Here is a 16,113-nt window from a genome sequence, read left to right as displayed (position 1 = left end):
ATGCAACTCAATACCACTATTGCGCGACAAATCGTTGCCCGCACCATGAAAATCATTAAGCATTCGGTCAATGTCATGGATTGCCATGGTCGAATTATTGGATCTGGCGATCCACAACGTCTTAACCAACAACATGACGGTGCTATTTTGGCACTGAATAATCATCATATTATAGAGATAGACCAAGTGACGTCTCAACAACTGCAAGGGGTAAAGCCGGGAATCAATCTACCGATTATGTTTAAACAACACGCTATCGGAGTCGTGGGGATTTCAGGGGATCCTGATGACGTACGTAATTATGGTGAATTAGTCAAAATGACTGCAGAGCTTATTGTTGAGCAAGCGGCTTTAATGACCCAAGTGGAATGGCATAAACGTCACCGTGAAGAGCTAGTAATGCAGCTCATCAATAACGATAACCTTAATGATAGCCAACTAAATACGATTGCTGAACGGTTAGAAATCAAGCTCGAACAACCACGTATTGCAACCATAATAAAAGTGTTTCCTCACGACGGTGAAGCTTTCTCTTTAGAAAACTTACAGCATTTAGTTCATCTACTTGAATATCCTGAGCGTGATAATTTAGTGGCAATTAGTTCCGTTTCTCGCAATGAAGTGGTGGTACTAAAGCCTATCGTTATCAATAACAATGGCTGGTCGCGGGATCTTGAACAAAAACGGGTTTATAAGCTACTAAAACGTATTAATAAAGAAGCAAGCTACACCATTAAAATTGCGCTAGGTGATTATTTCCCAACAATACAGGGACTGGCACAATCATATTTAACCGCCACAGCAACCATGGAAGCTGCACTTAATCATCATCAACAAGCACAACAACAGGTATTTTTTTATCAAGATCACATTCTGCCAGTATTACTCAATAAAATAAAAACGGAACCATGGCGCTATCAACAACTGCAAGCTCCACTGGATAAACTTAAGCAACATGATCCTCGAGGCATCTTAATCAAAACTTTGACGGCATTTTTTGATCAAAATTGTGATTTAGCTCAAACTTGCCAAGTGCTACATATTCACCGTAATACACTTCGTTATCGACTTGATAAAATAGAGCAAAATACCAACTTACAAATCAATAAGATAAGTGATATTACTCGTTTGTATTTGGCTGTTATCTGTTAGCGGTTATTTATGCAGATAGTGCAAATGCACAATTTATTAGCAAGCTAATACAGCGTTATTTGTTAGTTTGCCTAAAGCTTCTCATACCAAAATTCACTACAGTGCTGCCATCTTAACTTTTCACTGGAATGGAACATGGTTGAAGTATCCACCCTTGGTGCTCTCGCAGCACTGATCGTCGCTATCGGACTGATCTTAAAACGCGTACCCCCTGCTTATGGCATGATCATTGGCGCTTTGGTCGGTGGTATTGTCGGTGGCATATCTTTAACCGATACCGTCACGATGATGATTGGTGGTGCACAAGGTATTGTCACTGCTGTATTACGTATTCTTGCCGCAGGTGTGTTGGCTGGTGTATTGATTGAATCAGGTGCGGCAACGTCTATTGCAGAAACAATTGTCAAAAAAGTCGGTGAAACACGCGCCTTATTAGCTCTTGCGATGGCGACCATGATCCTCACCGCGGTTGGTGTCTTTGTTGACGTTGCAGTTATTACTGTTGCTCCAATTGCATTAGCTATTGCTCGTCGTGCTGATCTTTCCAAAATGGCGATCTTATTAGCAATGGTCGGTGGCGGTAAAGCAGGTAACGTGATGTCGCCAAACCCCAACTCTATTGCAGCGGCAGACGCGTTTAATGTGCCTCTGACATCTGTGATGGCGGCTGGTGTTATTCCGGGACTATGCGGAATGTTATTTGCTTACTTCATCGCTAAAAAATTAGTCAACAAAGGCAGTAAAGTACAAGCCCACGAAGTTATTGATGTTGATTTTAGCCGTTTACCCTCTTTTGCTACCGCCATTGTTGCTCCACTGGTTGCCATTGCATTATTAGCCCTACGTCCTATTGCTGGTATCAATGTCGATCCACTTATCGCCCTTCCATTGGGTGGTCTAATGGGCGCAATTGCAATGAAGCGTTTCCGTGATACTAACCATTTTGCAGTATCGGGATTAAACCGTATGGCACCAGTTGCAGTGATGTTGCTTGGAACCGGTACCCTCGCAGGTATTATTGCAAACTCAGGCTTAAAGAGTGGCTTGATTGATGTACTGACAGCCTCAGGCTTACCGTCTTACTTACTTGCACCGATCTCTGGCGCAATGATGTCATTAGCTACAGCGTCAACCACCGCAGGTACAGCGGTAGCATCAAGTGTATTTAGCCATACTATTTTAGAGTTAGGTGTGCCTGCTATTGCTGGTGCGGCAATGATTCACGCTGGCGCAACGGTATTTGACCATATGCCTCACGGTAGTTTCTTCCATGCGACAGGTGGCTCGGTTCATATGGATATGCATGAACGTTTAAAACTAATCCCTTATGAAACTGCTGTTGGCTTAATGATAGCGACGGTTTCAACTCTTATCTTTGGTGTATTTGGCTTCACTATTTAACAAGGCTGATTGATTATGAAAATTATTATTGCTCCTGACTCATACAAAGAAAGCCTGACCGCAATGGAAGTGGCAACTGCAATTGAAAGCGGCTTTCGCCAAGTGATGCCAAATGCTGAATACATTAAATTACCAATGGCTGATGGCGGTGAAGGTACAGTGCAATCACTGGTTGATGCGAGTAACGGCACCATTATAGAACACTCAGTGACCGGTCCTTTAGCAACCCAAGTTAACGCTTTTTTTGGCATTATGGGCGATGGAAAAACAGCGGTGATTGAAATGGCGGCAGCATCTGGCTTACACCTTGTTAGCCCAGAGCTACGCAATCCACTATTAACAACCAGCTATGGTACTGGCGAATTGATTCTAGCCGCACTTGATCAAGGCGTTGAACATATTATTGTTGGAATCGGTGGTAGTGCAACCAACGACGGCGGTATTGGTATGGCGCAAGCACTTGGCGTACAACTGCTAGACAACAATGGTCAACCTTTAGGATTTGGTGGTCAAGCACTGGCACAACTAGCAACCATTGATATCAGCCACATTGATCCGCGTCTTGCTACTATCAAACTAGAAGTCGCCTGTGATGTTGATAATCCCCTTTGTGGTGAAAAAGGCGCATCACATGTATTTGGACCCCAAAAGGGAGCCACACCAACAATGGTTGCCGAGCTTGATCAATACCTCGCTCACTATGCTGCGATCATTAAACGTGACTTAGGAACAGATATTAAAAACACAGCGGGAGCCGGTGCTGCTGGCGGTATGGGAGCGGCATTATTAGGCTTATTTAATGCTCAATTACGCTCAGGGATCGAGATTGTAATAGATGCAGTAAACTTAGGTGACATTGTTAAAGATGCTGATCTGGTGATCACAGGCGAAGGACGCATTGATAGCCAAACCATTCATGGTAAAACACCCATTGGAGTCGCACGTACTGCCAAGAAATACCATAAGCCAGTGATTGGTATTGCAGGCTGTTTAAGCCAAGATTGTGGGGTGGTTTATGATCACGGTATTGATGCCGTATTTAGTGTCGTTCCTGCAGCGATGAGCCTTGAACAGGCTTTTAGTAATGCCGCAGTCAATGTTGAATTAACCGCGCGTAATATAGCGGCAATGTATTGCTTAGGTCGCTAACAAATACACTCACTGATACTTAAGTTCCCCCAATAAAAACGCCGCGATTATTCGCGGCGTTTTTCTCTCTTTATTTTTATTCAATAACCGTTACATCATCAACAACGCAGATTAAGCGGGCTGCTGAATGATCACTTCATCGGCTTTATTGGTGTAATCTGCCATACGATCAAAATTGAGATAACGGTAAGTATCAGCGGCCGTTGCATCGATTTGTTGGGCATAAGTTAGGTATTCATCCATGGTTGGAATACGCCCTAAAATTGCGCCTACCGCCGCTAACTCCGCTGATGATAAATACACATTAGCGCCATTACCTAAACGGTTAGGGAAATTACGGGTTGAGGTCGACATCACCGTTGAGTTATCTTTCACTCGCGCTTGGTTACCCATACATAATGAGCATCCTGGCGTTTCGATACGCACGCCAGCACGACCAAAGATACCGTAATAGCCTTCTTCAGTAAGTTGATCTTTATCCATCTTCGTTGGCGGTGCCACCCATAGACGAGTATCTAATTGACCCCCAAATTTTTCCAGTAATTTACCTGCGGCGCGGAAGTGACCAATGTTAGTCATACATGAGCCGATAAACACTTCATCAATTGCAGTACCCGCCACCTCAGACAATAAACGTGCATCATCAGGATCATTTGGTGCACATAGAATTGGCTGGTTAATATCCGCCAGATCGATTTCGATCACATGCGCATATTCTGCATCTTTATCAGCGGTCATTAATTCAGGATTGGCTAACCACTCCTGCATGGCTGTAATACGTCGTTCAATGGTACGGCGATCACCATAGCCTTCAGCGATCATCCATTTCAGCATCACGATATTTGAGTTTAAATATTCGGTGATCGACTCTGGCGACAGTTTGACAGTACAACCTGCAGCACTACGCTCAGCCGAAGCATCTGAAAGTTCAAACGCTTGTTCTACTGATAAATGCTCAACCCCTTCAATCTCAAGTACACGCCCAGAGAATTCATTGATCTTGCCCGATTTTTCAACTGTTAGTAACCCTTGCTGAATTGCATAATAAGGAATGGAATGAACCAAATCACGTAACGTGATCCCCGCTTGCATCTCACCTTTAAAACGCACCAAAATAGATTCCGGCATATCAAGCGGCATCACACCTGTTGCCGCAGCAAATGCCACTAAACCAGAGCCTGCTGGAAATGAAATACCTAATGGGAAACGGGTATGTGAATCGCCACCCGTACCGACCGTATCTGGCAATAACATGCGATTAAGCCATGAGTGAATAACACCATCTTTTGGACGTAACGCCACCCCACCACGATTCATAATAAAATCAGGCAGAGTATGGTGCGTATTAACATCAATCGGTTTTGGATAAGCTGAAGTATGACAGAACGATTGCATGGTTAAGTCGGCTGAAAAACCTAAACACGCTAAGTCTTTCAGCTCATCACGGGTCATAGGACCAGTGGTATCTTGCGAACCAACAGTCGTCATTTTAGGCTCACAATAAGTGCCAGGACGAATCCCTTCAACACCACATGCTTTACCAACCATTTTCTGCGCTAGAGTATAACCTTTGCCGCTATCTTCCACTGCAACAGGACGACGGAACACATCAGAGGCAGGTAATCCCAACGCTTGACGAGCACGATCCGTTAAGCCGCGACCAATGATCAATGGAATACGCCCACCCGCACGGACTTCATCAATTAATACATCGGTTTTTAATTTAAAAGTTGCAACTAATTCATCACTATCATGACGACGTACTTCACCTTTAAACGGATAAACGTCAATCACATCGCCCATTGCTAACTTGGAAACATCAACTTCAATTGGCAGCGCACCTGCATCTTCCATGGTATTAAAGAAGATCGGCGCGATCTTGCCCCCCAGTACATAACCGCCCGCACGCTTATTCGGTACATAAGGAATGTCATCCCCCATAAACCACAGTACCGAGTTAGTTGCTGATTTACGCGAAGAACCAGTACCGACCACATCACCAACATACACTAATTGATGACCTTGTTGTTTAAGCGCTTCAATTTGCGTAATCGGACCAATCACTCCTGCTTGATCGGGGGTGATCCCTTCACGCTCAATTTTTAACATTGCCAGCGCATGCAGTGGAATATCAGGTCGTGACCACGCATCAGGCGCGGGCGATAAGTCATCAGTATTGGTTTCACCACTGACTTTAAATACGGTAAGAGTAATTTTTTCGGCAAGAGCGGGCTTAGATAGAAACCATTCAGCATCAGCCCATGATTGCATCACTTGCTTAGCAAAGACGTTGCCCGCTTTGGCTTTTTGCTCAACATCATAAAATGAGTCAAACATCAGTAAAGTATGTGAAAGCGCAGTAACAGCAATTGGGGCAAGCTCGACATCATCTAATAATGTCACCAGAGGCTCAATATTATAGCCACCTTGCATAGTACCCAATAACTGTGCCGCTTTAGCTTTAGTGACTAATGGTGATTGTGCTTCGCCAGTCGTGATAGCGGCTAAAAAACCCGCTTTGACATAAGCGGCTTCATCCACACCTGGTGGAATACGATTTTCAAATAAATCCAGTAATACCGCTTCCTCACCTTGTGGTGGTGTTTTTAATAATTCAATCAGAGCGGCAACTTGTTCTGCATTTAACGGCTGGGCAATAACCCCTTCAGCCGCACGTTCTTCGACGTGTTTACGGTAGGCTTCAAGCACGACATATTCCTCTTATATTGGCTCGACGATAACGTCGAACATCCTTGGAAGTGAAATGATCTCTCACTGATCAGTCATTGCAATTTAATCTAGACCTGACATCTTAACGGTTAATTAGAGATCAAAACTGTTAAATACCATAGCATTTTTAACCTAAAATTAAAATAAATCGATGTTTTACAACATTCAAATTTCACATAAAGACGGCCTAATTCCCCCCCAAAAAAACACGGCTAAATATTGATAACCAACAAGCTCAATATTATGTGATGAATATCGCTATTCTTCATAAAGATGACTAATAAACGATATTGAGCACCATAAATCACTAAAGTTTTTTTATAAATAAGCCGATATATAAAGATGTATTTTCATTTCACTGACCATCATTACGTAACAGCGCATGGTCTGTTCATTTGCTCATAAATATAAGCCGTTTTATGAATTACAAACATTTAAGTATCAAATCAAAATTGATCATCGCAATCACTATAGCAGTCCTTGCTTCAACAACATTAGTCAGTGTACTCAGCCAAAGCCAAGTTCGCGCAGCCATTACAGCTCGAATTTTAAACTTAGAATTACCGGCTATCTTGCTGCAAATTCGTAACAACGTCGAAAAAGAAGTCACTCAATTACAATCCGCCGCAGAACAACTGGCAAATAATAGTTATGTTATCGATAGTGTGCTAGACACCAAAACGCCCCAAGAAAAAACGCGTTTAGTCCAAGAACTGCGTAATATCCAACAGCAATATCAATTATTAGATGTCTCTATTGCTAACCGTAATAATGGTGATTACTGGAATCAAAATGGTTTTCTGCGCCAGTTAACCCCCCAACAAGATCAATGGTTTTTTGATGCGATTAAAACTAACCAAACTCGTAGTCTCAGTATTTTTCGAGAAAAAACGGGTGAAGTAAAACTGTTTGTTAACTATCAGCAGCCACAGGGTAATACCTTAGCTGGGTTATCTAAATCCCTTGATGATATGGCAAATTTTATTAGCCAATTTAAAATAGAAAAAACAGGATTTGTCTATTTAGTTGATAGTAAAGGAACGATTAAAATCCATCGTGATAATAATAAAATGCTCGGTCACAATTCAATTTCGACCTTATTTAATTCAACCGTTGCCAGCACCTTATTAAACAAACAAAGTTTTAGTGTAATAGAAACCAACAATAACAACGAAGATGTCTTCTTAGCTGCGAGCTATATTCCCGCCATGGATTGGTATGTAATTGGCGAACTTCCCAAAAAAGAAGCCTTTGCTGCCCTTACTACTGTTCGTAATCAAGTTATTTTATTTACGGCTATTATTGCTGCCATCTTTATTGTTATCGCTATTTTTCTCGCTAGCAGTATTACTCGTCCAATAAAAAATCTCGCATTAATGTTTAAGAATCTCGGTGAAGGTGATGGCGATTTGCGCCACCGTTTAACCGTTGAAGGTAATGATGAAATCGCACAATTATCATCAGGGTTTAATGGTTTTATCAGTAAGATCCACCACTCAATAACTGACGTTGCAGAAACCGGAAATTCCTTACGCCAAGCCGCTGAATCCGTTGCTTCTCAAGCTCAACTAACACTTGATAATAGCCATAGCCAACGTGATAGAACCTTATTGGTAGTGACGGCAATTAATGAAATGGGGGCAACGGTAAATGAAATTGCCAGTAATGCTGCTTTAGCGGCAGAATCAACTCAGCAAGCAGAACAACAAACCCATGATGGTCAGCAGGTCGTTAGTGAAGCGCGAAATACCATCAATCAACTGTCATCAGATATTGGTCAAGTCAGTAATGTCATTGATTCATTAGCCAATAATACTCAATCTATTGGTAGTATTTTAGATGTGATTCGAGGGATTTCAGAACAAACAAACTTACTCGCCTTAAATGCCGCGATTGAAGCGGCACGAGCAGGCGAACAAGGACGCGGATTTGCCGTGGTTGCTGATGAAGTTAGAAACCTTGCGAGTCGAACCGCAACGTCTACTGATGAAATTCAAGCAATGATTAACCGCTTACAGCAAGAAGCATCAAATGCTGTTAGCGCAATAGAGCAAAGCCGTCAGCTATCAGACAATGGTGTATCAGCATCAGATCAAGCCTCAACAGCCTTAGTTTCAATTGCAGATCGTATCGGCTTAATTGCTGATATGAATACCCAAGTGGCAACGGCAACTGAAGAGCAATCAATTGTGGTGCGCGACATTAATTGCAACATTGAAGAGATCAATGAAACCACCCAATTAACCGCAGAAACAGCAGCACAATTGGCAGATTCAAGCCAATCATTACGCCAACTGTCACAGCGTTTAGATGATATGGTCGGCACTTTTAAATTGTAATTATCAACCTTAAATCGCTATCGGTTTACAAAACTATAGCTAACAAAAAAGCGCCCTTAGGCGCTTTTTTATTTACAGAGCATAAAGCGAGAATTACTTGCTACGCTTTACTGCTTTTGCATTTGGCAGGTCAGTGATTGAACCTTCAAATACTTCAGCGGCAAGACCAATTGATTCATGCAACGTTGGGTGAGCGTGAATAGTTAATGCGATGTCTTCCGCATCACAACCCATCTCAATCGCTAGACCAATTTCACCTAACAATTCACCACCGTTAGTACCAACGATAGCACCACCGATAACACGGTGAGTGTCTTTATCGAAGATCATCTTCGTCATACCATCAGCACAATCAGATGCGATAGCACGGCCAGATGCCGCCCATGGGAATGTTGCAACTTCGTAGTTAATACCTTCAGCTTTTGCTTCTTTTTCAGTCTTACCAACCCAAGCAACTTCTGGCTCAGTGTAAGCAATTGAAGGAATCACTTTAGGATCGAAGTAGTGCTTCTTACCCGCAATCACTTCAGCTGCGACGTGACCTTCATGCACACCTTTGTGCGCCAGCATCGGTTGACCAACAACGTCACCAATCGCATGAATGTGAGCAACGTTAGTACGCATTTGCTTATCAACGTGAATAAAGCCACGCTCATCAACATTGATACCCGCTTTCTCAGCATCGATTAATTGGCCATTTGGTACACGACCAATTGCCACTAACACAGCATCATAACGTGTAGGCTCAGCCGGTGCTTTCTTGCCTTCCATTGATACGTAGATACCGTCTTCTTTTGCTTCAACTGCCGTCACTTTCGTTTCTAGCATTAGGTTGAATTTCTTAGAAATACGCTTCGTGAAGACTTTAATGATATCTTTATCAGCTGCTGGAATAACTTGATCGAACATCTCAACAACGTCGACGTCAGAACCGAGTGCGTGGTAAACCGTACCCATTTCAAGACCAATGATACCACCGCCCATAATCAGTAACTTTCCAGGTACTTCTTTAAGCTCTAGTGCATCCGTTGAATCCCAAATACGTGGGTCTTCATGTGGAATGAAAGGCAATTTAATTGGGCGAGAACCCGCAGCGATAATAGCATTGTCAAATGTTACCGTCGTTTGACCGTCAGCACCTTCAACAACAATTGAATTAGGACCAGTAAATTTACCGTAACCGCTAACTACATTAACTTTACGCATCTTAGCCATACCGCCAAGACCGCCAGTTAGTTGGGTAATTACTTTATCTTTCCATAGACGGATTTTATTAATATCGGTTTGTGGCTCGCCGAAAATCACGCCATGTTCAGCCATCGCTTTTGCTTCTTCGATAACTTTCGCTACGTGAAGCAGAGCTTTAGATGGAATACAACCGACGTTAAGACATACGCCGCCTAAAGTATTGTATTTTTCGATTAGAACCGTATCTAGACCTAAGTCTGCACAACGGAATGCCGCAGAATAACCAGCAGGGCCTGAACCCAACACCACTACCTGGGCTTTAATTTCTTTGCTCATCATGACCTCGTTGTAAGTCTTTTATCCCTAACAGGCTATCAGCTACGCTGTATTTTTTAATGCTAAATTTACCACCAAATTAATTAACAAGTTTACAGAACCGTTAACAATATAAGAAATAAATTACCGCAGCCTGTGAGCTAAACAACAATTCCATGCCTACTCGAAGCAGGCATGGCGTTGTGGATGTGAAACCTTATAGTACCAAACGACGGATGTCAGATAGACAACCATTTAAGTAAGTAATGAAACGTGCACCTTCTGCACCATCAATCACACGGTGATCGTATGATAGTGATAATGGCAGTTGTAGGCGCGGTTCAAACTCTTTACCGTTCCATACTGGCTTCATTTCAGACTTAGATACACCAAGGATACCGACTTCTGGTGCATTCACGATTGGTGTGAACGCCGTACCACCTAAGCCACCTAGGCTTGAGATAGTGAAACAGCCACCTTGCATATCAGATGCCGTTAGCTTACCAGCACGTGCTTTCTTAGAGATAGTCATTAGCTCTTCAGATAGCTCGTAAATACCTTTCTTGTTCACATTTTTAAATACAGGAACAACTAGGCCATTTGGCGTATCTACCGCGATACCGATGTTGATGTATTTCTTCAAAATCAAGCTCTCGCCATCGTCAGATAGTGAAGAGTTAAATGAAGGGAACGCTTCCAGTGCTTTCGCAGCGGCTTTAAGAATGAACACAAGTGGCGTGATCTTCATGCCAGAGTCTTTCTTCGCTTCGATAGCATTTTGTTCTTTACGGAATGCTTCAAGCTCAGTGATATCTGCGTTATCCCACTGGGTAACATGCGGGATCATTACCCAGTTACGGTGCAGGTTAGCGCCAGAGATCTTCTTAATGCGAGACAGCGGCTTAACTTCTGTTTCACCAAACTTGCTGAAGTCAATCTTCGGCCAAGGTAGTAGGCCTAGAGCTGCGCCATCGCCTTTACCTGAAGCCGATGCTGCTGCACCAGATTCAAGACGCTTAAGTGCCTCTTTAACGAAGCTTTGAACGTCTTCTTTCAGAACGCGATTCTTACGGCCAGTACCTTTAACTTTCGCAAGGTTAACGCCAAACTCACGCGCTAGACGACGCACAACAGGTGATGCGTGTGCATAATCGTTGTTTTCTTCAAAGTCGCCAGTCGTTGCTGCCGCAGGTGTTGATGCAACAGATGCTGCCGCTGGAGCAGGAGCCGCCGCTTGCGCAGGTGCTGCAACCGCTACCGCAACAGGTGCTGCGCCAACAACGTCAAAGATCATGATCAATGAACCAGTAGAAACCTTGTCGCCAGCAGCGATTTTAATTTCTTTGATAGTACCCGCGAAAGGTGCAGGTACTTCCATTGATGCTTTATCGCCTTCAACAGTAATTAGAGATTGCTCTTCTTCTACTGTATCGCCAACCGCAACCATGATTTCAGTTACTTCAACTTCATCACCGCCGATATCAGGCACGTGAACTTCTTTTACTGCTGCAACAGCCGGTGCCGCTGCAACAGGTGCTGCTGCTTGAGTTGAAGCCGCTACTGATGCAACGACTGCACCAGAGCCTGCAACTTCAAAGACCATAATTAAAGAACCAGTAGAAACCATGTCGCCTTCTACGATCTTAATTTCTTTAACGGTACCCGCGAACGGTGCAGGTACTTCCATCGAAGCCTTGTCACCTTCAACAGTAATAAGAGATTGCTCTTCTTCTACTGTATCGCCAACAGATACCATGATTTCAGTTACTTCAACTTCATCACCACCGATATCAGGCACGTGCACTTCTTTAAGTTCAGCTACTGCTGCTACAACTGGCGCGGCAACGGGTGCTGCTTCTGCTACAGGTGCTGCAACCGCTGCGCCTTCTGCTTCAAAGATCATGATCAATGAACCAGTAGAAACCATGTCGCCTTCTACGATCTTGATTTCTTTTACGATACCCGCTTGTGAAGCAGGCACTTCCATTGATGCTTTATCGCCTTCAACGGTGATCAGCGATTGCTCTTCTTCAACCTTGTCGCCAACGCTAACAAGAATCTCAGTTACTTCAACCTCATCCGCACCAATGTCAGGTACATTAATTTCGATTGCCATTATATTTGCCTCTTACGCGTATAGCGGGTTGATCTTATCTGCATCAATGTTGAATTTAGCAATTGCATCTGCAACAACAGAATTCTCAATGTCACCACGTTTTGCCAATTCAGAAAGTGCCGCAACAACAACGTAGCCTGCATTAACTTCAAAGTGACGACGTAGATTAGCGCGACTGTCTGAACGACCAAAGCCATCAGTACCCAGTACTTTAAATGACTCAGAAGGCATGAATGCGCGAACTTGTTCTGCGTAATTCTTCATGTAGTCAGTCGCAGCGATTGCAGGCTCTGAACCCATAACCGTAGTGATGTAAGCTACTTTCTGCTCAGCTTGTGGGTGCAGCATGTTGTAACGCTCACAATCTTGACCGTCACGGGTCAATTCGTTGAATGATGTTACTGAGTAAACATCAGATGCAACGCCGTAGTCATCACTTAGGATTTGAGCCGCAGCACGTACTTCGTTCATGATAGTACCAGAGCTCATTAACTGAACTTTCTTACCCTGTTGATCAAGAGCATCACCCGCGTAAGACTCAAGCTTGTAGATACCCTTACGAATACCTTCTTCTGCGCCTTCTGGCATAGCAGGCATTGCGTAGTTTTCATTCATTACTGTTAGGTAGTAATAAATGTTCTCTTGCGCTTCACCGTACATGCGACGAATACCGTCTTGCATGATAACCGCTAGCTCGTAAGCAAACGTTGGATCGTAAGAGATACAGTTTGGCACTGTGTTAGCCATGATGTGTGAGTGGCCATCTTCGTGCTGTAGACCTTCACCGTTCAGAGTTGTACGACCTGCAGTAGCACCTAATAGGAAGCCACGCGCTTGTTGGTCACCCGCCATCCACGCCATGTCGCCAACACGTTGGAAGCCAAACATTGAGTAGTAAATGTAGAACGGAATCATTGGTAGGTTGTTAGTGCTGTATGATGTTGCAGCAGCAACCCAAGATGCCATTGAACCTAATTCGTTGATACCTTCTTGCAGAACCTGACCTGAGTTTGCTTCTTTGTAGTAAGAAACAACGCCACGATCTTCTGGTGTATAAGTTTGACCCGCTGGGTTGTAGATACCCACTTGACGGAACAGACCTTCCATACCAAAGGTACGTGCTTCATCACAAATGATTGGCACAATGTTTTTACCAATATTCTTATCTTTCAATAGAATATTTAGGGTACGAACGTAAGCCATGGTGGTAGAGATTTCACGCTTTTGCTCAACCAGCAATGGTGCAAACTCTTCTAGCTCAGGTACTTTAAATTCTTGAGTAAACTTAGGCAGACGTTTAGGTGTGTAACCTAGTAGCGCCTCACGACGAGCGTGCAAGTAGTTATACTCTGCAGAACCTTGTTCAAGTTCTAGGTAAGGCAATGCTTTAATTGCTTCATCAGAGATAAGATCTTGTAGGCCTAAACGATCACGTAGGTATTGAACATGAGTCATGTCCATTTTCTTCACGCCGTGAGCGATGTTTTTACCTTCAGCAGCATCACCCATGCCGTAACCTTTAACAGTCTTAGCAAGAATTACTGTTGGTTTACCTTGAGTGTCTTTGGCATTAGTAAATGCAGCAAATAGTTTTGATGAATCGTGACCACCACGTTTCAGATCAAAAATTTGCTCATCTGTCATGTCAGCAACCAATGCTGCAGTCTCAGGATATTTACCAAAGAAGTTCTCACGTACGTAAGCGCCATCTTTAGATTTAAATGTCTGGTAGTCACCGTCAACAGTTTCATTCATTAACTGTAGCAGTTTGCCTGTGGTGTCTTTTGCAAGTAGTGAATCCCAGTTGTTACCCCAGATAACTTTAACCACATTCCAGCCAGCACCTTTAAATAGGCCTTCTAGCTCTTGAATGATCTTACCGTTACCCATAACCGGACCATCTAGACGCTGTAGGTTACAGTTGATAAGGAAACATAGGTTATCTAGCTTCTCACGCGCAGCGAAAGAAATCGCACCACGTGATTCTGGCTCATCCATCTCGCCATCACCTAGGAACGCGTAAACACGTTGCGCTGAAGTGTCTTTAAGACCGCGACCATTTAGGTATTTAAGGAAACGCGCTTGGTAGATCGCAGAGATAGGACCAAGACCCATAGATACCGTTGGGAACTGCCAGAATTCAGGCATTAACTTAGGGTGTGGGTATGAAGGAATACCTTTGCCATCAACTTCTTGACGGAAGTTATCAAGCTGATCTGCTGTTAAGCGGCCTTCAACGAAAGCACGAGAGTAGATCCCTGGAGAGATGTGACCTTGGTAATAAACCAAATCGCCGCCATCAACGTCATTAGGTGCGCGGAAGAAGTGGTTAAAACATACTTCGTAGAAAGCAGAAGCAGACTGGTAAGACGCCATGTGGCCACCTAAGTCTAAATCTTTCTTTGAAGCACGTAATACGATCATGATCGCGTTCCAGCGAATGATAGAACGGATACGACGCTCTAGCGTAATATCACCTGGGTACGCAGGTTGCTGCTCCGCAGGGATCGTATTAATGTAATTGGTGTTGATGCCGGTTGCCATATCAACACCATCTAAACGTGCTTTATCCAATACTTGCTCTAGTAAGTACTGGGCGCGTTCAACACCTTCTTCACGGACTACTGATTCAAGAGCTTCTAACCAATCTTGAGTTTCCAGTGCATCCACGTCACTCTTCATGACTTCAGACATGCGATCTATCCTTTCGTTATAATCAACTAAACTAACAATGTCGCGACTTGCAATGGCCTTTGGCTGATAAAGAACCTTAGTCAAGTCCGTCCTTGCGTTGTTGGATTCGACGGAGAGAGCGTTGTCGCCGGCTATCTTCTCGTGATAAATCCAACAAAGTTTCCTCAATATAAGCCAAATGTGCATGGGATGCTTCACGTGCCTGTTCCGGCTGTTTAGAAACAATCGCCTGCACAATATTGGCTCGATGCTTACTCACCTTATTCATCACCACTTGATGACGATTAAGGTGTTCAAAATTTTGTAACACATTTTGTTCTAATAACGGCGCTAAACTGCGAATTATGTGTAATAGCACCACATTATGTGCCGACTCTGTGACCGCAATAAGATATTGCACTACTGCGCTAGCTTCTGCGGCTAAATTACCTTGCTGTTGTGCTTGTTGAATTTGCACATGACAATCTTTAATACGATTAAAATCATCATCATTACCACGCAGGGCCGCATAATATGCCGCTAATCCCTCTAGTGCATGGCGCGCTTCAACTAAATCTAAGTGCGTTTCCGGATGGGCAGCTAAAACATCAAGTAATGGTTCAGAAAAACTTTGCCATAAACGCTCTGTTACAAAAGTGCCACCACCTTGACGACGCGTCAGTAAATGTTTGGCTTCTAAACGTTGAATTGCCTCACGCACAGAAGGGCGAGAAACATCAAATTGCTTTGCTAATTCACGCTCAGGAGGCAGTTGTTGCCCAGGCGATAACGTCCCCTCGACAATCAAACACTCAAGCTCTTTTTCGATAGCCTCACTAAGTTTGGGCTGCCGAATACGTTTATAGGTCATTATGATGAATGCTTCTTATAATCAATATGATTGATAACAAAACTAACAACACGGGTAATTGGTATTACCAATTTGCTGACGTGGAAAGTTTACAGAAATAATCATAAAAGTCCACATTCAACTTGATTGAAATCATAGAACAAGTCATTTTTAACAAAAAACAAACACAACAAACGATA

9 protein-coding genes are annotated in these 16,113 nt (G+C 43.4%); 4 read left to right on the top strand and 5 right to left on the bottom strand.

Annotated elements, in window-relative coordinates:
- The 3 genes from OC457_RS01965 to OC457_RS01955 all read left to right on the top strand — a co-directional run bounded on the left by OC457_RS01965 (nt 1) and on the right by OC457_RS01955 (nt 3,702).
- Entirely contained in the window at nt 1-1,152 is a 1,152-nt protein-coding gene (locus OC457_RS01965; RefSeq protein WP_080174512.1) for a sugar diacid recognition domain-containing protein, read from the top strand.
- Nucleotides 1,153-1,287: 135 nt separating this feature from the next.
- On the top strand, nt 1,288-2,553 hold the full coding sequence (locus OC457_RS01960) for a GntP family permease (protein ID WP_080174511.1): 1,266 nt from the start codon (nt 1,288-1,290) through the stop codon (nt 2,551-2,553).
- A 15-nt stretch (nt 2,554-2,568) separates the two neighbouring features.
- Entirely contained in the window at nt 2,569-3,702 is a 1,134-nt protein-coding gene (locus tag OC457_RS01955) for a glycerate kinase (RefSeq protein WP_080174510.1), read from the top strand.
- A 111-nt stretch (nt 3,703-3,813) separates the two neighbouring features.
- Here the strand turns inward: OC457_RS01955 and acnB are convergent, their stop codons facing one another.
- On the bottom strand, nt 3,814-6,411 hold the full coding sequence (gene acnB / locus OC457_RS01950; RefSeq protein ID WP_080174509.1) for a bifunctional aconitate hydratase 2/2-methylisocitrate dehydratase: 2,598 nt from the start codon (nt 6,409-6,411) through the stop codon (nt 3,814-3,816).
- A gap of 440 nt (nt 6,412-6,851) precedes the next feature.
- Between acnB and OC457_RS01945 the strand changes: the two genes are divergently transcribed.
- Nucleotides 6,852-8,771, top strand: a complete 1,920-nt coding sequence (locus tag OC457_RS01945; RefSeq protein WP_080174508.1) for a methyl-accepting chemotaxis protein — start codon at nt 6,852-6,854, stop codon at nt 8,769-8,771.
- A gap of 93 nt (nt 8,772-8,864) precedes the next feature.
- Here OC457_RS01945 and lpdA read toward each other — a convergent pair whose 3' ends face one another.
- The 4 genes from lpdA to pdhR all read right to left on the bottom strand — a co-directional run bounded on the left by lpdA (nt 8,865) and on the right by pdhR (nt 15,934).
- Nucleotides 8,865-10,295: a dihydrolipoyl dehydrogenase gene (lpdA, locus tag OC457_RS01940; RefSeq protein ID WP_080174507.1), complete on the bottom strand. Its 1,431-nt coding sequence runs from the start codon at nt 10,293-10,295 to the stop codon at nt 8,865-8,867.
- Between the two features lie 196 nt (nt 10,296-10,491).
- Nucleotides 10,492-12,390, bottom strand: a complete 1,899-nt coding sequence (gene aceF / locus OC457_RS01935) for a pyruvate dehydrogenase complex dihydrolipoyllysine-residue acetyltransferase (RefSeq protein WP_080174506.1) — start codon at nt 12,388-12,390, stop codon at nt 10,492-10,494.
- A 12-nt stretch (nt 12,391-12,402) separates the two neighbouring features.
- Nucleotides 12,403-15,084, bottom strand: a complete 2,682-nt coding sequence (gene aceE / locus OC457_RS01930) for a pyruvate dehydrogenase (acetyl-transferring), homodimeric type (RefSeq protein WP_080174505.1) — start codon at nt 15,082-15,084, stop codon at nt 12,403-12,405.
- 76 nt (nt 15,085-15,160) lie between these two features.
- Nucleotides 15,161-15,934, bottom strand: a complete 774-nt coding sequence (gene pdhR, locus OC457_RS01925; RefSeq protein WP_080174504.1) for a pyruvate dehydrogenase complex transcriptional repressor PdhR — start codon at nt 15,932-15,934, stop codon at nt 15,161-15,163.
- Nucleotides 15,935-16,113 lie beyond the last annotated feature (179 nt).

The sequence above is a fragment of the Photobacterium toruni genome (assembly GCF_024529955.1).
GTDB lineage: Bacteria > Pseudomonadota > Gammaproteobacteria > Enterobacterales > Vibrionaceae > Photobacterium > Photobacterium toruni.
Note: the sequence above shows the minus strand (reverse complement) of the source record. Positions and strands in the feature narration are given on the sequence as shown.